Source organism: Vibrio neptunius, from assembly GCF_000967495.1.
In the GTDB taxonomy this organism is placed as follows: domain Bacteria; phylum Pseudomonadota; class Gammaproteobacteria; order Enterobacterales; family Vibrionaceae; genus Vibrio; species Vibrio neptunius.
The window spans coordinates 15511-31419 of record NZ_JXXU01000066.1; the positions used below are offsets into that span (position 1 = coordinate 15511).

14 protein-coding genes and 1 pseudogene are annotated in these 15909 nt (G+C 36.2%); 14 read left to right on the forward strand and 1 reads right to left on the reverse strand.

Going from position 1 to position 15909, the window contains the following annotated elements:
• Positions 1 to 353 precede the first annotated feature (353 nt).
• The 14 genes from wecB (at position 354) to TW84_RS20390 (ending at position 15436) form a co-directional block, all read left to right on the forward strand.
• Positions 354 to 1478, forward strand: coding sequence for a non-hydrolyzing UDP-N-acetylglucosamine 2-epimerase (wecB, locus tag TW84_RS20320; protein WP_045977447.1), 1125 nt, complete (start codon positions 354 to 356; stop codon positions 1476 to 1478).
• A gap of 22 nt (positions 1479 to 1500) precedes the next feature.
• Positions 1501 to 2769: a UDP-N-acetyl-D-mannosamine dehydrogenase gene (gene wecC, locus TW84_RS20325; protein WP_045977448.1), complete on the forward strand. Its 1269-nt coding sequence runs from the start codon at positions 1501 to 1503 to the stop codon at positions 2767 to 2769.
• On the forward strand, positions 2763 to 3926 hold the full coding sequence (locus tag TW84_RS20330; RefSeq protein ID WP_045977449.1) for an O-antigen ligase family protein: 1164 nt from the start codon (positions 2763 to 2765) through the stop codon (positions 3924 to 3926). Before wecC ends, TW84_RS20330 begins: the two co-directional genes overlap by 7 nt.
• Before the next feature lie 13 nt (positions 3927 to 3939).
• A complete protein-coding gene (locus TW84_RS20335; RefSeq protein WP_045977450.1) occupies positions 3940 to 4956 on the forward strand; it encodes an N-acetylneuraminate synthase family protein in 1017 nt (338 codons plus the stop codon).
• Positions 4949 to 6115 carry a UDP-N-acetylglucosamine 2-epimerase gene (neuC, locus tag TW84_RS20340; protein WP_045977451.1) on the forward strand — a complete coding sequence of 389 codons (1167 nt, stop codon included), beginning with the start codon at positions 4949 to 4951 and terminating at the stop codon, positions 6113 to 6115. Before TW84_RS20335 ends, neuC begins: the two co-directional genes overlap by 8 nt.
• The gene (locus TW84_RS20345; RefSeq protein WP_045977452.1) at positions 6116 to 6817 is read left to right on the forward strand and encodes an acylneuraminate cytidylyltransferase family protein; all 702 of its coding nucleotides are present in this window, start codon (positions 6116 to 6118) and stop codon (positions 6815 to 6817) included.
• Positions 6804 to 7766, forward strand: coding sequence for an NAD(P)-dependent oxidoreductase (locus tag TW84_RS20350; protein ID WP_052707948.1), 963 nt, complete (start codon positions 6804 to 6806; stop codon positions 7764 to 7766). Before TW84_RS20345 ends, TW84_RS20350 begins: the two co-directional genes overlap by 14 nt.
• 1188 nt (positions 7767 to 8954) lie before the next feature.
• Entirely contained in the window at positions 8955 to 9773 is an 819-nt protein-coding gene (locus TW84_RS23795; RefSeq protein WP_052707949.1) for a glycosyltransferase, read from the forward strand.
• Entirely contained in the window at positions 9770 to 11107 is a 1338-nt protein-coding gene (locus tag TW84_RS20365) for a CDP-glycerol glycerophosphotransferase family protein (protein WP_045977454.1), read from the forward strand. Before TW84_RS23795 ends, TW84_RS20365 begins: the two co-directional genes overlap by 4 nt.
• Positions 11100 to 11657, forward strand: a complete 558-nt coding sequence (locus tag TW84_RS20370) for an acyltransferase (RefSeq protein ID WP_045977455.1) — start codon at positions 11100 to 11102, stop codon at positions 11655 to 11657. Before TW84_RS20365 ends, TW84_RS20370 begins: the two co-directional genes overlap by 8 nt.
• Before the next feature lie 22 nt (positions 11658 to 11679).
• On the forward strand, positions 11680 to 12501 hold the full coding sequence (locus tag TW84_RS20375; protein WP_045977456.1) for a 2OG-Fe(II) oxygenase: 822 nt from the start codon (positions 11680 to 11682) through the stop codon (positions 12499 to 12501).
• A gap of 3 nt (positions 12502 to 12504) precedes the next feature.
• On the forward strand, positions 12505 to 13482 hold the full coding sequence (locus TW84_RS20380) for a glycosyltransferase family protein (RefSeq protein ID WP_045977457.1): 978 nt from the start codon (positions 12505 to 12507) through the stop codon (positions 13480 to 13482).
• Positions 13479 to 14564, forward strand: coding sequence for a glycosyltransferase family 4 protein (locus tag TW84_RS20385; RefSeq protein WP_045977458.1), 1086 nt, complete (start codon positions 13479 to 13481; stop codon positions 14562 to 14564). Before TW84_RS20380 ends, TW84_RS20385 begins: the two co-directional genes overlap by 4 nt.
• Before the next feature lie 119 nt (positions 14565 to 14683).
• Entirely contained in the window at positions 14684 to 15436 is a 753-nt protein-coding gene (locus tag TW84_RS20390; protein WP_045977459.1) for a glycosyltransferase family protein, read from the forward strand.
• Between the two features lie 260 nt (positions 15437 to 15696).
• Here TW84_RS20390 and TW84_RS20395 read toward each other — a convergent pair.
• Positions 15697 to 15894, reverse strand: a pseudogene (locus TW84_RS20395) (IS3 family transposase); the annotation flags it as partial.
• Between the last annotated feature and the right edge of the window lie 15 nt (positions 15895 to 15909).

Genomic DNA, 15909 nt, shown 5'->3' on the forward strand with positions numbered 1-15909 from the left:
GTAATGCTGGCCGACGAGACAAGATTTACTCATCAATACTCAAGCTGATCAAAGTTTGGCAACGACAACTGTGCCAGAGTTGATATGACTATTCAGAGGAAGTGTTAGTAAGATCATCTTTTCTTGATTTAGCCTCTTCGGATTGAGACGTAAGGCGCTTACAATAGCGCTTAACCAGTCAATAGTTGTCGCAACGTATGCTCGATTTTCTTCAGATTTTGAGTTACTATTTGCCGAATTTTGTGTTTGGAAATTTGTATTTTGCATGCACTATTTTTTGAAACTACATTGGCCATGTTGAGTCTGTTATAGCGATGTAAGCATGAATAGTGTTTGCTAAAAATGAGTAGAGAATGTTAAAGAAAAGAGTGCTTACGGTATTTGGTACCCGCCCTGAAGCAATTAAAATGGCGCCTTTAGTCCATGCTTTATCCGCTGATGAGCGATTTGAGGCAAAATGTTGTGTGACAGCTCAACATAGAGAGATGTTAGACCAAGTACTTGAACTATTTGAAATTCATCCCGATTATGACTTGGATTTAATGAGAGCAGGTCAGTCCCTGAATGATGTTACGGCTCGAATTTTATTAGAACTAAAACCAGTGTTACAGGAGTTTAAACCTGATGTGGTTTTAGTTCATGGTGATACAGCAACAACATTGGCTGCCAGTCTAGCTGCATACTATGAGCAAATTCCAGTTGGTCACGTGGAAGCGGGTTTGAGAACAGGTAACATTTATTCTCCTTGGCCTGAAGAAGCAAATAGAAAGTTGACGGGTGCACTAACTCAATATCACTTTGCACCTACTGAGACTTCTCGAAACAACTTGTTGAAAGAAAATGTTGAGAAAGAGAACATTTCAGTGACGGGCAACACCGTTATTGATGCTCTTTTGATGATCAAAGAAAAAATAGGCTTTGATGAATCTCTTCAACAGCAGCTATCAGAGCAATTTCCTTTCCTTTGTGATGACAAAAAACTAATCCTAGTTACCGGGCATAGAAGAGAAAGTTTCGGTGGCGGCTTTGAGCGTATTTGTGAATCGCTAGCCATAACCGCGAAAAAGCATCCCGACGTTCAAATAGTTTATCCCATGCATTTAAACCCTAACGTACGTGAGCCTGTTAATAGAATTCTTGCTGGAATCAGTAATGTTCAGCTTATTGAGCCTCAACAGTATTTGCCATTTATCTACTTGATGGATAGGGCTAATATTATTCTTACTGATTCGGGAGGGATTCAAGAAGAAGCCCCATCTTTAGGTAAACCTGTGTTGGTTATGAGAGATACAACTGAGCGCCCAGAAGCGTTAGAGGCGGGCACGGTTAAGTTGGTAGGTACCAATGTAGACAAGATTGTTACAGGGTTAACGACGTTGCTTCAAGACGAGCACGCTTACAAAGAGATGAGCTTTGCACATAACCCTTATGGTGACGGAAATGCGTGCCAACGAATTCTAGATGTCCTAGCAAAATAATTTAATTTTACGAGAAGTATATATGTCTTTTGAAACAGTATCAGTTGTAGGTTTAGGATACATTGGTCTGCCAACAGCAGCAATGTTCGCATCACGTAAGAAAAAAGTGGTAGGTGTTGATGTTAGCCAACATGCTGTTGACACTATCAACCAAGGTAAGATTCATATCGTTGAACCTGAGCTTGATATGATCGTAAATGCAGCAGTCAAAGAAGGTTACCTAAAAGCAGTGACTACGCCAGAGGCTGCTGATGCATTTCTTATTGCTGTCCCAACTCCTTTCTTGTCTTGTAAAGAAGGTGAAGTGCCGGAGCCTGATCTTTCCTATATCGAAGCGGCTAGTAAAGCACTTGCTCCTGTTTTAAAAAAGGGTGATTTGGTTATATTAGAGTCGACTTCACCAGTGGGTGCAACAGAGCAAATGGCTGAGTGGTTGTCACAAGCTCGTACAGATCTTACATTCCCACAGACTCACGGTGAGGATGCAGATATCAACATCGCACATTGCCCAGAACGTGTTCTTCCTGGTCATGTTGTCAGAGAATTAGTTGAAAATGACCGTGTTATAGGTGGTCTTACACCAAAGTGTTCACAACGTTCAGTTGAGCTATATCAAACATTTGTACAAGGGGAATGTGTTGTCACCAATGCTCGTACAGCAGAAATGGCAAAACTGACGGAAAATAGTTCTCGTGATGTTCAGATAGCATTTGCCAACGAGCTATCCATTATATGCGATAAACTAGACATTAACGTTTGGGAATTAATATCTTTAGCAAACCGTCACCCTAGGGTGAATATACTCCAACCAGGCCCTGGTGTCGGTGGACACTGTATTGCTGTTGACCCTTGGTTCATCGTTGCAAAAACACCAGAAGAAGCGAAGCTTATCCACACAGCAAGAAAAGTAAACGATAGTAAACCAGGTTGGGTTATTAATAAAACCAAAATGGCAATTGCTGACTTCCTATTAGAAAACCCTGATAAATCGGCTAGAGATATTACGATTGCATGCTATGGGATAGCTTTTAAGGCCGACATAGATGATCTTCGAGAAAGCCCAGCTTTAAATATCGTAAAAGAAATTAACAAAACATTAGGTTGTAAACTTCTGGTTGTTGAGCCAAATATATCTCACCTCCCAAATATAGAAGAAATGAAGGACATAACTTTAGTTGAATACGCGGAAGCAGAAAGGGCAGATATAAAAATTATGCTGGTTGAGCATACAAGCTTTAAAAATGTTAAGCCGAAGTCTGGAACTATATTGGATACTAAAGGTATATGGTAAGCTATAGTAATCGGGTGATATTGTATTTATTTATCATATCATCTGGTATTATAAATTTTAGCTTTGTGCCTAACACAAAGCTATCAATATCATTTTACATTCTTGCTTTAATAATTCTTTTTATACCTAAAGAAATATTTAATAAAATAAGGTTTGATGTCTCTGATATCATATTTTTAATTTTTTTATTTGTTATTTCTTTGGGTGGAATTAGTGATGTTGATTTAAAAAACATCACACAGCCAATGAACTTTGTAATATTTTGGGTCTACTTCAAAATAGTACAGGGATACTTTTCAAGTATAAGGCTTAATAGAAATCAACTATTAGAAGCATTCTATTATTGTGTCAGTATACTAGCAATTATATCCTTAATAATGTTCGCCGTGAGCTTTCCTTTTCCGAATATTATTAGATCTTTAATAACGGTTTTTAATAATGCAAATGCATTTGATTTAGGCGGAATATCCATAGGGAGAGAAGTTACTATTCCGAGAAATACAGGCTTATCTCCAGAACCATCATTTTGGTCTAGTTTAATCGCTCTTAATATAGCTGTATTTTACGAGTTAAAAAAGAAAAATGTTCATTATTTTCTTTTTGTAGCTAATTTTTCGGCACTTTTATTTACATTTGGCAGGACAGGCTATTTTGTATTCATAGCAGTTTCAATTGCAACTATAGTATTGCGGTTTCCTTTCACGGTGCGATTTTTTCTATTTTTATTGATTCTAGCAGTAGCTCCTTCTGTCTATATAATAGTCGAGGAGTACTTATCTGGAGATCTTTCGGCAATTCAAAGATTTGATTCTTTATTTTTTGCTGTAGAAATGTGGCAAGAAAGTCCGATTTTTGGTCATGGATTAGGCTCGTTTGAAAGAATTAGTCTAGAGCATGGTAAAGACTATAGAGATGTGTTTAGTCTATACTTTAATATATTATATTCAGGTGGCATTATCGGACTTATGCTGTTTATCCTTTATATTTATGCTGTATTGAAAAAAGTGTTTCTCCCAATTTCTTTATCTATACTAACTTTGTTCCTAGTCATGCCTGCCTATAACCTTACTTTTGTTTGGGTATTGCTGGCTATAAATAGTATTGATAGAAATAAACTTTACGTTAAGAGTAATGAGAGCGCTAGCGTTTTAAATTAAAGAGAGGTTTATTTTGGTTAGTGGTGAAGGTTGCTATGTTATTGCAGAAATTGGACAAGCACATGAAGGAAGCTTAGGCATACTGCATTCTTACATTGATGCAGTCGCTTCAACTGGTGCAGATGCAATTAAATTTCAAACACACATAGCTGAAGCAGAATCAAGCATCCATGAGCCTTTTAGGGTCAAGTTTAGTTATGAAGACGCTTCTAGATATGATTACTGGCAGAGAATGTCATTTAGCGAAACACAATGGCATGGGATAGCAAAGCATTGTAAAGAAGTTGGCTTGGATTTTATTAGCTCGCCTTTTTCGATAGCTGCTGTTGAGTTATTAGAACGAGTTGGCGTAGAAAAGTATAAAATTGGTTCAGGGGAAGTTTCCAATTTACTACTGTTAGAGAAAGTAGCTAAAACAGGTAAACCAGTTATCATTTCATCAGGTATGAGCTCACTAGATGAACTAGATTTAGCAGTAAATCATCTTCGCAAATATACAAACGACATAAGTATTCTACAGTGTACTTCAAGCTATCCAGTACCTCCTGAAAAGCTTGGTTTGAATGTTATTAGTGAGTTGAAAAGTATTTACGATTATCCTATTGGTTTGTCAGATCACAGTTCAACAATCTACCCTTCAATTGCAGCTGTCGCACTTGGTGCAGAGATTATAGAAGCACATATTGTATTTGATAAATCTATGTTTGGTCCAGATTCTAAATCTTCATTGGACGTAAATGAGTTCAAATCTATGGTTGAAGGTGTTAACTATTTAAATCTAGCGATGCAGAACCCTGTAGACAAAAGTACTAGCAAAGACTTTTTAGAAATGAAAAAAATATTTGAGAAGTCATTAGCTGTAAATAAGTCACTAAAAGCAGGTACCGTCATTACTCTTGATGATCTTGAGTCTAAGAAACCAGCTAATATGGGGATATGTGCTGGACAATACAAAAGTATTCTTGGTAAGAAATTGAATAAAGACCTATCTCAATGGGAATTTATAACTGGAAGCGATATTGATGAATGAAGTAAGAAAGGTTTGTGCAGTAGTAGCAAGTAGAGCTAACTATGGAAGAGTAAAGTCTGTATTGGACTCTATTAAGAACCACCCTAATTTAGAACTGCAACTAATAGTTGGTGCATCAGCCTTACTTGATAGGTTTGGTAAGGCTATTAACGTTATCAAGAACGATGGCTTTGATGTGGATAAAACGATTCATTATATCGTGGAGGGTGAAACACTTTTAACGCAAGCTAAGTCCACTGGGCTAGGTGTTATCGAGCTATCTACTGCATTTTCAGAACTCAAACCAGATATTGTTTTGACGGTTGCTGACCGATTTGAAACGATGTCGACAGCATTAGCAGCGACTTATATGAACATACCGCTTGCTCATATCCAAGGCGGGGAAATATCAGGCAATATTGACGACAAGGTTCGTCATGCAATATCTAAACTTGCAGACATTCATTTTCCTGCCACCGTGTTATCAGGTGAGAGGCTAAGTAAAATGGCAGAGCAAGAAGAAACTATTTTTGTACATGGCTGCCCAGCAATGGACTTGATTGAAAATAGTGACTTGTCTGTAAATAATGAACTAATGGAAGTGTATTCTGGTGTTGGTGATAAAATTGACTGGGAAAAACCATATATTCTTCTTATCCAGCATCCAGTAACTACGAGTTATGGTCAAGGCTTTAAACAGATTGAAGAAACACTGTACGCTCTTCGAGAGTTTACAGACAAATATCAAATAGTTGCGTTGTGGCCAAATGCTGATGCAGGTGCTGATGACGTTGCTAAAGGGCTTAGAGTGTTTAGAGAAAATGGTTTAGCTGAAAAATTCCATTTTTATAAAAACTTTACCCCAGAAGATTATCTAAGGGTTTTATACAATAGTTCATGTGCAGTAGGTAACTCATCATCATTTTTGCGTGAAGGTGAATATTTAGGTGTTCCTAGTGTGCTAATTGGCGATCGACAAATAGGACGAGAGATCGGGCCCAATATCTTGTTCTCGGGCTATGACAGGTTTGAGATAAAAAGTAAGATTAGCGAAGGTTTAGTCATGGACAGAGAAGAGCTAAGAGGTGACAGCATATACGGTGAGGGCGATGCTGGTGACAAAATAGCTGACACACTATCGACTTATGAGTTTAAGCATATAAAGCGATTGGAGTTATAGATGAAATTTTTAGCTATCATACCTGCCCGTGGTGGTTCGAAGGGTGTTAAAGACAAAAATATTAGAGATCTTGATGGCATTCCAGTTATTCAATACACCATAGATGCGATAAAGCCGTTAGTTGGTGAAAATCTTGATGTTGTTGTTAGTACCGATAGCGAGAAGATTGCTCTAGTAGCTAAGCAACTTGGTGTTAGTGTTCTGATGAGACCTGACAATCTTGCATCCGATAGCGCACCAATGGCACCTGTTGTGCAAGATGTTTTAGATAGAAAACAACTTGAAGGTCATACGTACGACGCATTTATCTTACTTCAACCTACTTGCCCATTTCGACAAACATCACACATTAAAGAAGCTTTAGAAAAGCTAGAGCAGGAAAATTATCCAGCTGTAACATCTTTCAGAAAAGTTGGTGATACTCACCCAGCAAGAATGTATCGAATTTCTGATGGGAATCTATGTTGTATTGAGCCAGAGAGTGAACATTTAAACCGACAGGACTTACCTGTGACGTTGATTCGTAGTGGACTCATTTATGCCATTACTACACAAAGATTTTTGGATAGCTTATCTTTCCATCATTCAGATGCTTACCCTCTTATTATTGACGGTGAACACTACAATATAAATATAGATGAAATGTTAGATTTTTACTTAGCAGAAGCTGTGATTAATAAGTTAAAGTATGAAAATTGTTAACTTGGATCCTTGGAATTATTCTGAGGAAGCTAAAAAAATATACAAAACATTAGGTGAGTATTCTGAATGCTCTAATTTGAGTAGAGAAGAATTAAAAAGAGTAATATTAGATACTGAAATTTTAATACTAAGACTTTCTCATCGATTAGATAAGGAAATATTAAGCTGCTCTAATCATCTTAAATATATTGTTACAAATTGCACTGGTCTGGATCATATTGATCTTAAGTATTGCAATGAAAACGGAATTACAGTTATTTCATTAAAAGGTGAAATAGATTTTCTACGTGGAATTTATGCTACAGCCGAATTAACCTGGGGCCTGATCATTGACTCTCATCGCAATATCAGTGCCGCTCAAAATCATGTTGTAGATACATTAACGTGGAATAGAGATTTGTTTTTTGGCCAAGATCTCTACGGTAAATCAATAGGAATTTTGGGTTTTGGACGAATTGGAGAGAAAATATGTCGATATGCGAGAGCATTTGGAATGAATGTTTTTGCATATGATCCTAGCCCAATATCAGAGCCAGAAGGTGTGGTATTTCTCGATAGTATCGAGCAGCTCTTCAATGAAAACATTGATATTATATCTATTCATATAAATTACTCTTCAGAAAATCATCATTTAATCAGTAGATCTCTGATTTCAAAGCTTGATTCTGCAACAATAATTAATACATCGCGCGGAGCGGTTGTCAAAGAAGATGATATTATCGAAGGGTTAGAATTCAAGAATGTCAAATGTTATGCCACTGATGTATTAGAGAATGAAAATAGTTCAGGCTTCTTAAAAGATAGCGCTTTATTGAGAGCTAAAAATAATGGTAAAAATATAATTATTACTCCTCATATCGGCGGAGTGACCTATGAATCGTGGCATAAAACAGAAGATTATTGTGCTAGAAAGCTTATGAGTTCATTAGATTCAAATGAAAAAGCCTAAGTTATTATATTCTCTAAGTATATATTGGATGTCTCTAGTTGGACTGGTACGCGAATCTATATTGATTTCCATACTGACACCAGCCCAACTTGGAGTCTGGCGATTGATTCTTACAATTCAAATGTACAGTAAGTATCTAGCCCTCAACTCATCGACGCTAATTGTATATCGAGGACAGGTTAAAAATGTAATTAACTCATATATAAAAAGAGTTAACTGCATTATTTCTTTTTTATCGTTAAGTCTTTGTATATTATTCTCTACAGTACTTTCCAACATTTTACCAATTGAAGGAAACTATTTCTATATATGGTTCGCATTGTTTTCTTTGTCAGCGTTTAATATAGCAACCAACTATTTTACGTCGATAAATTTAGCCTTAAAAAACTTTACAAAGTTAGCAATATTTCAATTTATATCCCCAATATGTATGTTGGTGCTTATATTTATTATACGACCACACGATGACTTAACTATTGTTTCATTGGTTGTCTTGTCTTGTGCAATTCCTACATTAGTGTTCATTAAAGATTTTTTAAGTGTAGTAAAATATCACAAAGCGACATATGTATATTTAAAAAGCAAAGTTAGAAGTCTGCTAGTTATTATTAAGTCTTCTATTGGTAATTTGTTTGCGCCTTTATCATTTACGATGTTTCACACATCCGAAGTTTGGATGATGCAATCTAAGTTTGATATTGCGCTAGTTGGATATTTTTCAGTTATTTTAGTTTTTACTAATGTTTCAAACTTAAGTGCGAGTGTATTCTCGACTTTTATGTTTGCGAAGGATCCGTTGAAAACTAAAAGCGATACTGGTTTCTTGTTTAAAAAACTAATTCAAGTATTTTCTCTAGTATCAGTGAGCGTATTGATAGGGAATGAGTTGATTTTAAATTTAATACCAAATTATTATCCTAACTACGCAGAAATGGTACCATACTTAGCTATCTATTCTTTTTGTATACCATTTCTGTCATTACGGAATGTTAGTTTAACTAGTGCTATTTCTCAGAACATTGGTTTCTTGGTGGGGATGTTCACTGTAACATTACTCATATTTAAAGTTGTTTTTTCACAATTTTTTATTGAGGAAAAAGAAAGCTTTTTCCTGTCAATTACAATATTTAATATAATCTATGGGATATTAGTATCTATCTTCCCATTTTTTGTAAAAGGTCGATAAGAATGAAAATTATTGCAGCGATGCGAGTTAAAAACGAAGAGTGGGTCATCAAATATACTCTCCATGCCCTAAGTGAATTTGTGGATGGGATTGTCATATTAGACGATGGCTCTACAGATAAAACCGTTGAGATATGCAAGTCTTTCCCCAAAGTACTAGAGATTTGTGAAAACAAAAGTGGACGTTGTGAGAACGACGTTGATGAAGCTGCTGACTGGAACAAAATCACTAACATGGCTCTGAGTAAGGGAGCTGAATGGATACTATATACTGATGCCGATGAAATGTTAGAGCCGGAGTTTGCAAATAGGTTGCAAGATATGATGTCTAATGATAGCGCTGGTATGTATCGATTCAGAAAAATATCACCTTGGAAATCACTTACACATTATAGAACTGACTCACCTAGGTTTGATGCAAAAGCTGAAACTACGTTGAATCCAGTTTTAGTTAGAGCATCAGCATCAATAAAATGGGATGATGGACGAGGCGGTTTGCTTAAGAAAGTCGCTAAGAGAGTTGTTCGAGGTGAACGCTTTAAGCCTAGTTTAGGTAGAGGCTTCCCTAGCGGAATTCAAGGTGAAACTATTAATGATGATACTTTGGTTTCTCTTCACTTTAACCATTTAGATATAGATAGGCTAATCAGAAAGCAGGTTTTTTATGCTTTAGTAGAAAAAAGAATGAAGCCATATCGCTCGAGAGACGAGCTCGTAAGTTGGGTGGCGCGTGGATGGAGTGAAGACGGAATGTCACTTACTCCTGTTGATGAAAAGTGGTTTTGGCCAGAATTTATCCGTCATATTGAAGTTAAAAAATGAAATCAGTTTTAGTTACCATCGTTGATGGCTTTCACTATAGATATTTAGTTCAGAGCGGCATTATTGATAGACTAGTTAATGAAAGCGACTGTCGCTTGACTCTGGTAGTCCAAGAACAATTGCTACCTATGGCTACACAAAAATATGCTCAGAATGAAAATATCATTATTTCTTGTTTGCCTCAGGTTCAAGTCAGTAAGCCGATGCAGGCTTTTCTTCAAATTAGAAGAAGAAAGTCTAAAAGGTTATCTAAGACTATGAATATTAAAAACGAGGCGAATAACTCACTCATATATGACATAGTAAACTATTTTTGTAGACTTATACCTGAGTTTGTCCTTAAAAAGTTTGGGCGGTGGGCTTTTTCTAATCAAGAAATATCTCAGATGTTTAAAGCGAATAAATTTGATGTAGTGATCACTTCTACGCCATCTCAAAAAGTGGCCGATATCCCTTTTTGCTTTGAAGCTAATCAAAAAAGTATACCGATTTTATCACCTGTTTATAGTTGGGATAACTTAACAGCTAAGGGACCATTCGCTTGTAATATAGACCATCTGTTGGTTTGGAATCATGTATTGCTCAACGAAGCAATGCACTATCACGGATACAAGAAAGAGTCTGTCAGTGTGACTGGCGTTCCAACCTATGATATCTATCGAGCGGTTCTAGAAAGTTGTAGAGACACATTTTTCCAAAAACTTGGGCTAAATAAGTCACTCCCGCTCATAACTATTGCGACAGTACCAAGGGTATATTACGGATCTGGTCACAAAGAAATAGTTAATACTATAATTTTAGCTGTTTCTGAAGGCTTATTGCCGGAATTGAATATATTGATTCGACCTCATCCTATGGATGATACAGATTATTCAGACTTATCAAAATCTGACATCGTATTTGTTGATGAATATGGTTCTAAGCCAGATAGCTCACTTCAATCTTGGAAACCAAACAACGATAACCTATATCATCTAGGTGCAACAATGAAGCACAGTGATATCGTTTTGAATGTAGCATCTACTATAGCAATCGATTCTGCTTGGTTTGATACACCAGTAATTAATGTAGCTATCGATATGAAAAATCCCGATTATGAGGGCTCTATAAGGCGTTATTATGATTATACACATTACAAAGAAGTCGTTGACTGTCATGCTTCATCTTTAGCATATACCGACAATGAATTAATTAGTTCCATTAAACTATATTTGGATAACCCTGATAATGATAGTGAAGCTCGCACTACTCTAGTCAACAAAATGTGTATCAGTAGAGAATTTAACGCAGTAGAAGCTACGGTAATTGCAATTAAAGGTATTCTCAATGGTTAGAGCTTTTAGTTTTTACTTGCGAGGGATTAAGTACTTCCTCTGGAACTATATATTTTGCTGGATTCCATTTTATAGTATTCGCCATTTTTTACTAGTTCGTTTTTATGGTGCTAATATTTCTAAAAGTTCAGCAGTCCATATCGGAAATAAAGTATATGGACACGCAAGGGGGTTGCAAATCGGCTCCGGAACTGTGATCAACCCGGAGTGTCGTTTAGATGCAAGAGGTGGATTATATATAGGAGAAAATGTCTCAATCTCTAGGGAAGTTTTTCTCTTAACCTTATCACATGACCATAACTCTTCTAGTTTTGATTTGGTTCCGGGAAGTATTAGAATTGAAGACGATTGTTGGTTAGGTATTAGAACCATGATAATGCCAGGCGTAACCGTTGGCAAAGGAGCTGTTATAGGAGCAGGAACTATTGTCACCAAAGATGTTCCGCCATATGCAATTGTTGCTGGAGTCCCTGGCAAAGTGATAGGGAGTAGAAAAGAGCAAGCCTATAATCCCGTATTTTATAAGCCGTTTCTTGGTGGAGAAACTTAAACTCATTTTTAGGAGAATAGACATGGATAGAGCTAAGTTATCAAAGATTATCTCTAAAAAACTCGAAGATAATTTACCTGAGCTTAAATCACTGTATCAAAATTCAGCACATGAAATTGGCTACTTCTACATTGATGATTTACTTCCCGATGAGATTGTCAAAGAGATTTACAGCTGTTTCCCAAAGCCAGAAACGATGAAGCTGAAAAAAACGCTGAGAGAATATAAATATATTGCAGCTCAGATGGACCAGTACAACCCTATTCTTGAAGAGGCTATATACGCGTTTCAAGATAAAAAAGTGGTTGAACTGGTTAAGGAAATAACGAGTTTCGATGGAGAGTTAACACCAGATGAGCACTTGTATGCTGGCGGAATTTCTTTAATGGGAGAAGGACAGTATCTAAACCCTCATTTGGATAACTCCCATGAAAAAGACCGTAATAAATGGCGAGTTTTCAATTTATTGTTTTATACAACACCGGATTGGGTTGTGGATAATGGCGGAAATCTCGAATTATGGCCTAATGGAGTTGACGATCAGCAGATTACTATTGAGAGCAAGTTCAATAGACTAGTGGTAATGGCAACTCACAATCACTCTTGGCATTCGGTTAGTCCAATCCAGACTAATAATATAAGAACCTGTGTTTCTAACTATTATTTTTCTGACTCGTCGATGAAGCCCACTGATACTTTTCACGTAACGACTTTTCGTGGACGACCGGAACAAAAAGTTGTCGACAAATTGCTTATGATTGACGGAAAAATAAGACAGTCGATAAGAAAAATAGCTCCTCAAGGTATAGTTAAAACTAAGCACCTATATAAAAAGAACAAGTAGATAATGCCTAATAAAATATTGTTTGTATTACCTTGTAATGAATTGTCTGGTTCAGTGATCAGTGCAGTAACTCTCAAGGAGCACCTTGAGTCAACGGGGCATTATGAGGTAGATGTTTGTGCCCCGAAAGGCAAATACATACAACCAGACTTGATTATCCCTGAATGTAGAAAAAATCCGGCAATATTATTGAATGCTTATGCCCGTATAAGTAAGGCATATAGTAAATATCATTGCATTGTTTATTTCACGGTTAGGTTTGGATTGTTAAGTCCACTGTTTAAGTCTAACGAAATTCTATACATCCATGAAGTGGATATAGGAAAAGGCTTTATTCAAAAGGCAGTGATTAAAATCGTAAACTCATTTAATAAGCGCTTGTGGGTAGTTAATCCGTTGATGCGTTCGGTTTATCCTAATGGTATATGCCTACCTAACATTTTTCACAAAGAAACTTCTAAGAGTAATTCAATCAGATCAAACGATTTCTTGATGATAGCTAACTTTAAGAGAGACAAAGGGATATATGTACTAAGAGAACTTGCTCTGTTAAATCCAGAGAAATCATTTATTTTACTTACCAATAAAGACTTGGCTGATAATGATGAGCTTGAAAAATACATTTCAGATTGCCCAAATAATTTGAAAATTATACTAGATCAAAAAGAAAAAGAACCACTATTGCAGAGCTCCTTATACCTTTTGAACTTGTCTTTATTAGAGGAAACGTTTGGTTTAACTCTTTTGGAAGCTTTATCTTATGATGTTATACCTATGTCATTTGAAAATATAGGTGCATCATATTGCTTGTCTAGTGAGGCTTTATTTTTGACTCGTGATGATACTCATTGTTCATTAATGAAAATAGTAGATAAAGTTGAAAATAACCGGAGAGAGTATTTAGGTGAACTGAAAAATTATTCTGACAAGCACTTCTCTCCAGAGTTTGTAGTTTCAAAGTTTAGAGATTTAATCGAATGAAAATAGGTATAAATGCAAGGTGCCTAGAATATGGCTTGAGCGGTATTGAAAGATATACTTTAGAGATGGCGAAGTATTTTTCTAATGACGAGAATATTGAGCGAGTAGATCTTTTCAGTCAAAGAGATTTAGATATTGAAATCAGTTCTAAGAAATTGGTAAATATATCCTCATCTCAATCGTGTCCTTCCTCGTTGTCAAAACTACAATGGGAGTCTTGGACATTGGCTAATCTCACATCTAAATGTGATTTGGATGTATTTCATGCACCTAGCTTCATACTGCCTTTTAAGAAAGTTGTAGCCGGGAAGAAGGTTATCACAGTTCATGATCTAGCATTTTTGAAACTTCCACAGTGTTTTGACTGGAAAACCAAGCTCTATTTTAAGTTTCTTTTAAAGAACTCCATTGATGAAGCAGATTCTATAATATGTATATCTGATTCTACAAGAAGAGACTTGGAAGAATACTTTCCTGGTTGTAAAGATCGCACTTCAGTTATATATAATGGCTATGAAAGTTTTCCTGACTTTAAGGACGATTTGAATCTCCACTCGAAACTTGGCATTGCGCCAATGGAGTATTGGTTGAGTGTTGGTACTATAAATCCTAGAAAAAACCTTCATAGGTTGATTGAGGCATTTGAAGTTTCTACCAAGGGTACGAGTACTAAGCTGGTTTTAGTCGGTAATAAAGATAAGCTACCCCCTGAAATTCAGAATCACCCATCTGTTGTTGTTACTGGATTTGTTTCAGATAATGATCTAGCTAATCTTTACAACAATTGTTTCGGTTTTCTCTTTCCATCGCTTTATGAGGGTTTTGGTTTTCCAATTTTGGAAGCTATGAACTTCGGTAAACCTGTAGTTTGTTCAAATATATCATCAATGCCAGAGGTATCGAATTATGCTGATGATCTTTTGGTGGATCCATATTCAGTTAGCTCAATATCAACATTGATGAATGAACTTTCGTCTAACCATGGCCTTTACAAAGAGATGTCAACTCATGGACGTAATAACATCAAGCGCTTTTCTTGGGAAAAGATGGCGTTATCCACACTTGATTGTTACAAGTTATGAGTGATTATTCAGACTTTCTAGACGCCTTTTAGGTTGAGCTATGCTGAAAGATAGTCAAAAATGGCTAGCGAAAATAGATACTGAAAGCAGTATTGGTAACGTATTGTAGTGAAAGTATAATGAAATTGTTTATATCAGTTGTATCCCATAACCACTCTAAAATAATTAATGATTTGAATTGTTTAGCAGCTTTAAGCGATCGTATTCAAGTGATTGTTAAAAGTAATACTCCAAATGATGACTTCAGTGAATTATCAGCTAGAGATAATGTTCATTGGATTAATAGCCATTATGGTCTTGGCTTTGGAGCTAACAATAACTTTGTGCATTCATATATATTAGAAAACCTCAATATGAATGATGATGACTACTTTCTTGTATTGAATCCTGATGTTTTTGTGGATGAGTGTAATCTTTTAAAGCTAATATCCAGAATGTCAGAAGACAACTTGGTCCTGTCTACAATTAACTTGTACAAGGATGATTCTATGACAGTATCTGACGATTCAATTAGACGCTTTCCTACTTTTCTTCAATTTTTTAGGTCGTTCTTAGGAGGAGGAAATACATCCATTATTGACAAGTCTGAGTTGACTGAACCTTCTAGGGTTGATTGGGCTGCGGGTTCTTTTCTTTGTTTTTCATCTGGGCACTACAAGAAACTCAGCGGATTTGATGAAAATTATTATATGTATTGTGAGGATATAGATATCTGCTACAGAAGTTATCTTCTCGGTAATCCTGTTGTATACATGCCTGATTTAAAAGCAGTACATTTTGCCGCACATGCTAATAGAAACTTGTTTTCAAAACATTTTTATTGGCACGTTAAAAGTGCTTTGAGATTTCTTTTGCTTAAAAATCTTAGTTAAGGGCGATTTGCATATACAAAAAATTTGATTCTGGCGCTTTTATTAAGCGCTTATTTTTCTCTCGTTTCTTGATTGTAGCCTTGCCACCTAAACTAGCACCATGACTTTGACAAGGTTTCCAATACGCTAGAAACAGTGGATTTTTCAAAATAAAAAAATGGTACCAGAATAAGGGCTACCAGTTAGAACGAAGAAGCAAAAAACTGCATCTCCCTCGACTGGTCATGTATTGAATCGACCAAGATTCCTTAAACACTTTTTTAGTTGTAAATCTCATTACGTTCATAGGCTAATGGAGACATTCCATTGGCATGACCGTGTTGACGTTTAGAGTTATAAAACATCTCGATGTAGTCGAAAATATCTGACCGCGCTTTTTCTCGTGTTGGATAGATCTTTTTACGAATACGCACACGTTTTAATAACTGGAAGAAGCTTTCTGCCACGGCATTATTGTAACCCTCCCTGTTTTA

Excerpts from the sequence above, each read along its gene's own strand:
- wecB (WP_045977447.1), top strand. The coding sequence starts at position 354 with ATGTTAAAGAAAAGAGTGCTTACGGTATTTGGTACCCGCCCTGAAGCA.
- wecC (WP_045977448.1), top strand. The coding sequence starts at position 1,501 with ATGTCTTTTGAAACAGTATCAGTTGTAGGTTTAGGATACATTGGTCTG.
- TW84_RS20330 (WP_045977449.1), top strand. The coding sequence starts at position 2,763 with ATGGTAAGCTATAGTAATCGGGTGATATTGTATTTATTTATCATATCA.
- neuC (WP_045977451.1), top strand. The coding sequence starts at position 4,949 with ATGAATGAAGTAAGAAAGGTTTGTGCAGTAGTAGCAAGTAGAGCTAAC.
- TW84_RS20345 (WP_045977452.1), top strand. The coding sequence starts at position 6,116 with ATGAAATTTTTAGCTATCATACCTGCCCGTGGTGGTTCGAAGGGTGTT.
- TW84_RS20350 (WP_052707948.1), top strand. The coding sequence starts at position 6,804 with ATGAAAATTGTTAACTTGGATCCTTGGAATTATTCTGAGGAAGCTAAA.
- TW84_RS23795 (WP_052707949.1), top strand. The coding sequence starts at position 8,955 with ATGAAAATTATTGCAGCGATGCGAGTTAAAAACGAAGAGTGGGTCATC.
- TW84_RS20365 (WP_045977454.1), top strand. The coding sequence starts at position 9,770 with ATGAAATCAGTTTTAGTTACCATCGTTGATGGCTTTCACTATAGATAT.
- TW84_RS20370 (WP_045977455.1), top strand. The coding sequence starts at position 11,100 with ATGGTTAGAGCTTTTAGTTTTTACTTGCGAGGGATTAAGTACTTCCTC.
- TW84_RS20375 (WP_045977456.1), top strand. The coding sequence starts at position 11,680 with ATGGATAGAGCTAAGTTATCAAAGATTATCTCTAAAAAACTCGAAGAT.
- TW84_RS20380 (WP_045977457.1), top strand. The coding sequence starts at position 12,505 with ATGCCTAATAAAATATTGTTTGTATTACCTTGTAATGAATTGTCTGGT.
- TW84_RS20385 (WP_045977458.1), top strand. The coding sequence starts at position 13,479 with ATGAAAATAGGTATAAATGCAAGGTGCCTAGAATATGGCTTGAGCGGT.
- TW84_RS20390 (WP_045977459.1), top strand. The coding sequence starts at position 14,684 with ATGAAATTGTTTATATCAGTTGTATCCCATAACCACTCTAAAATAATT.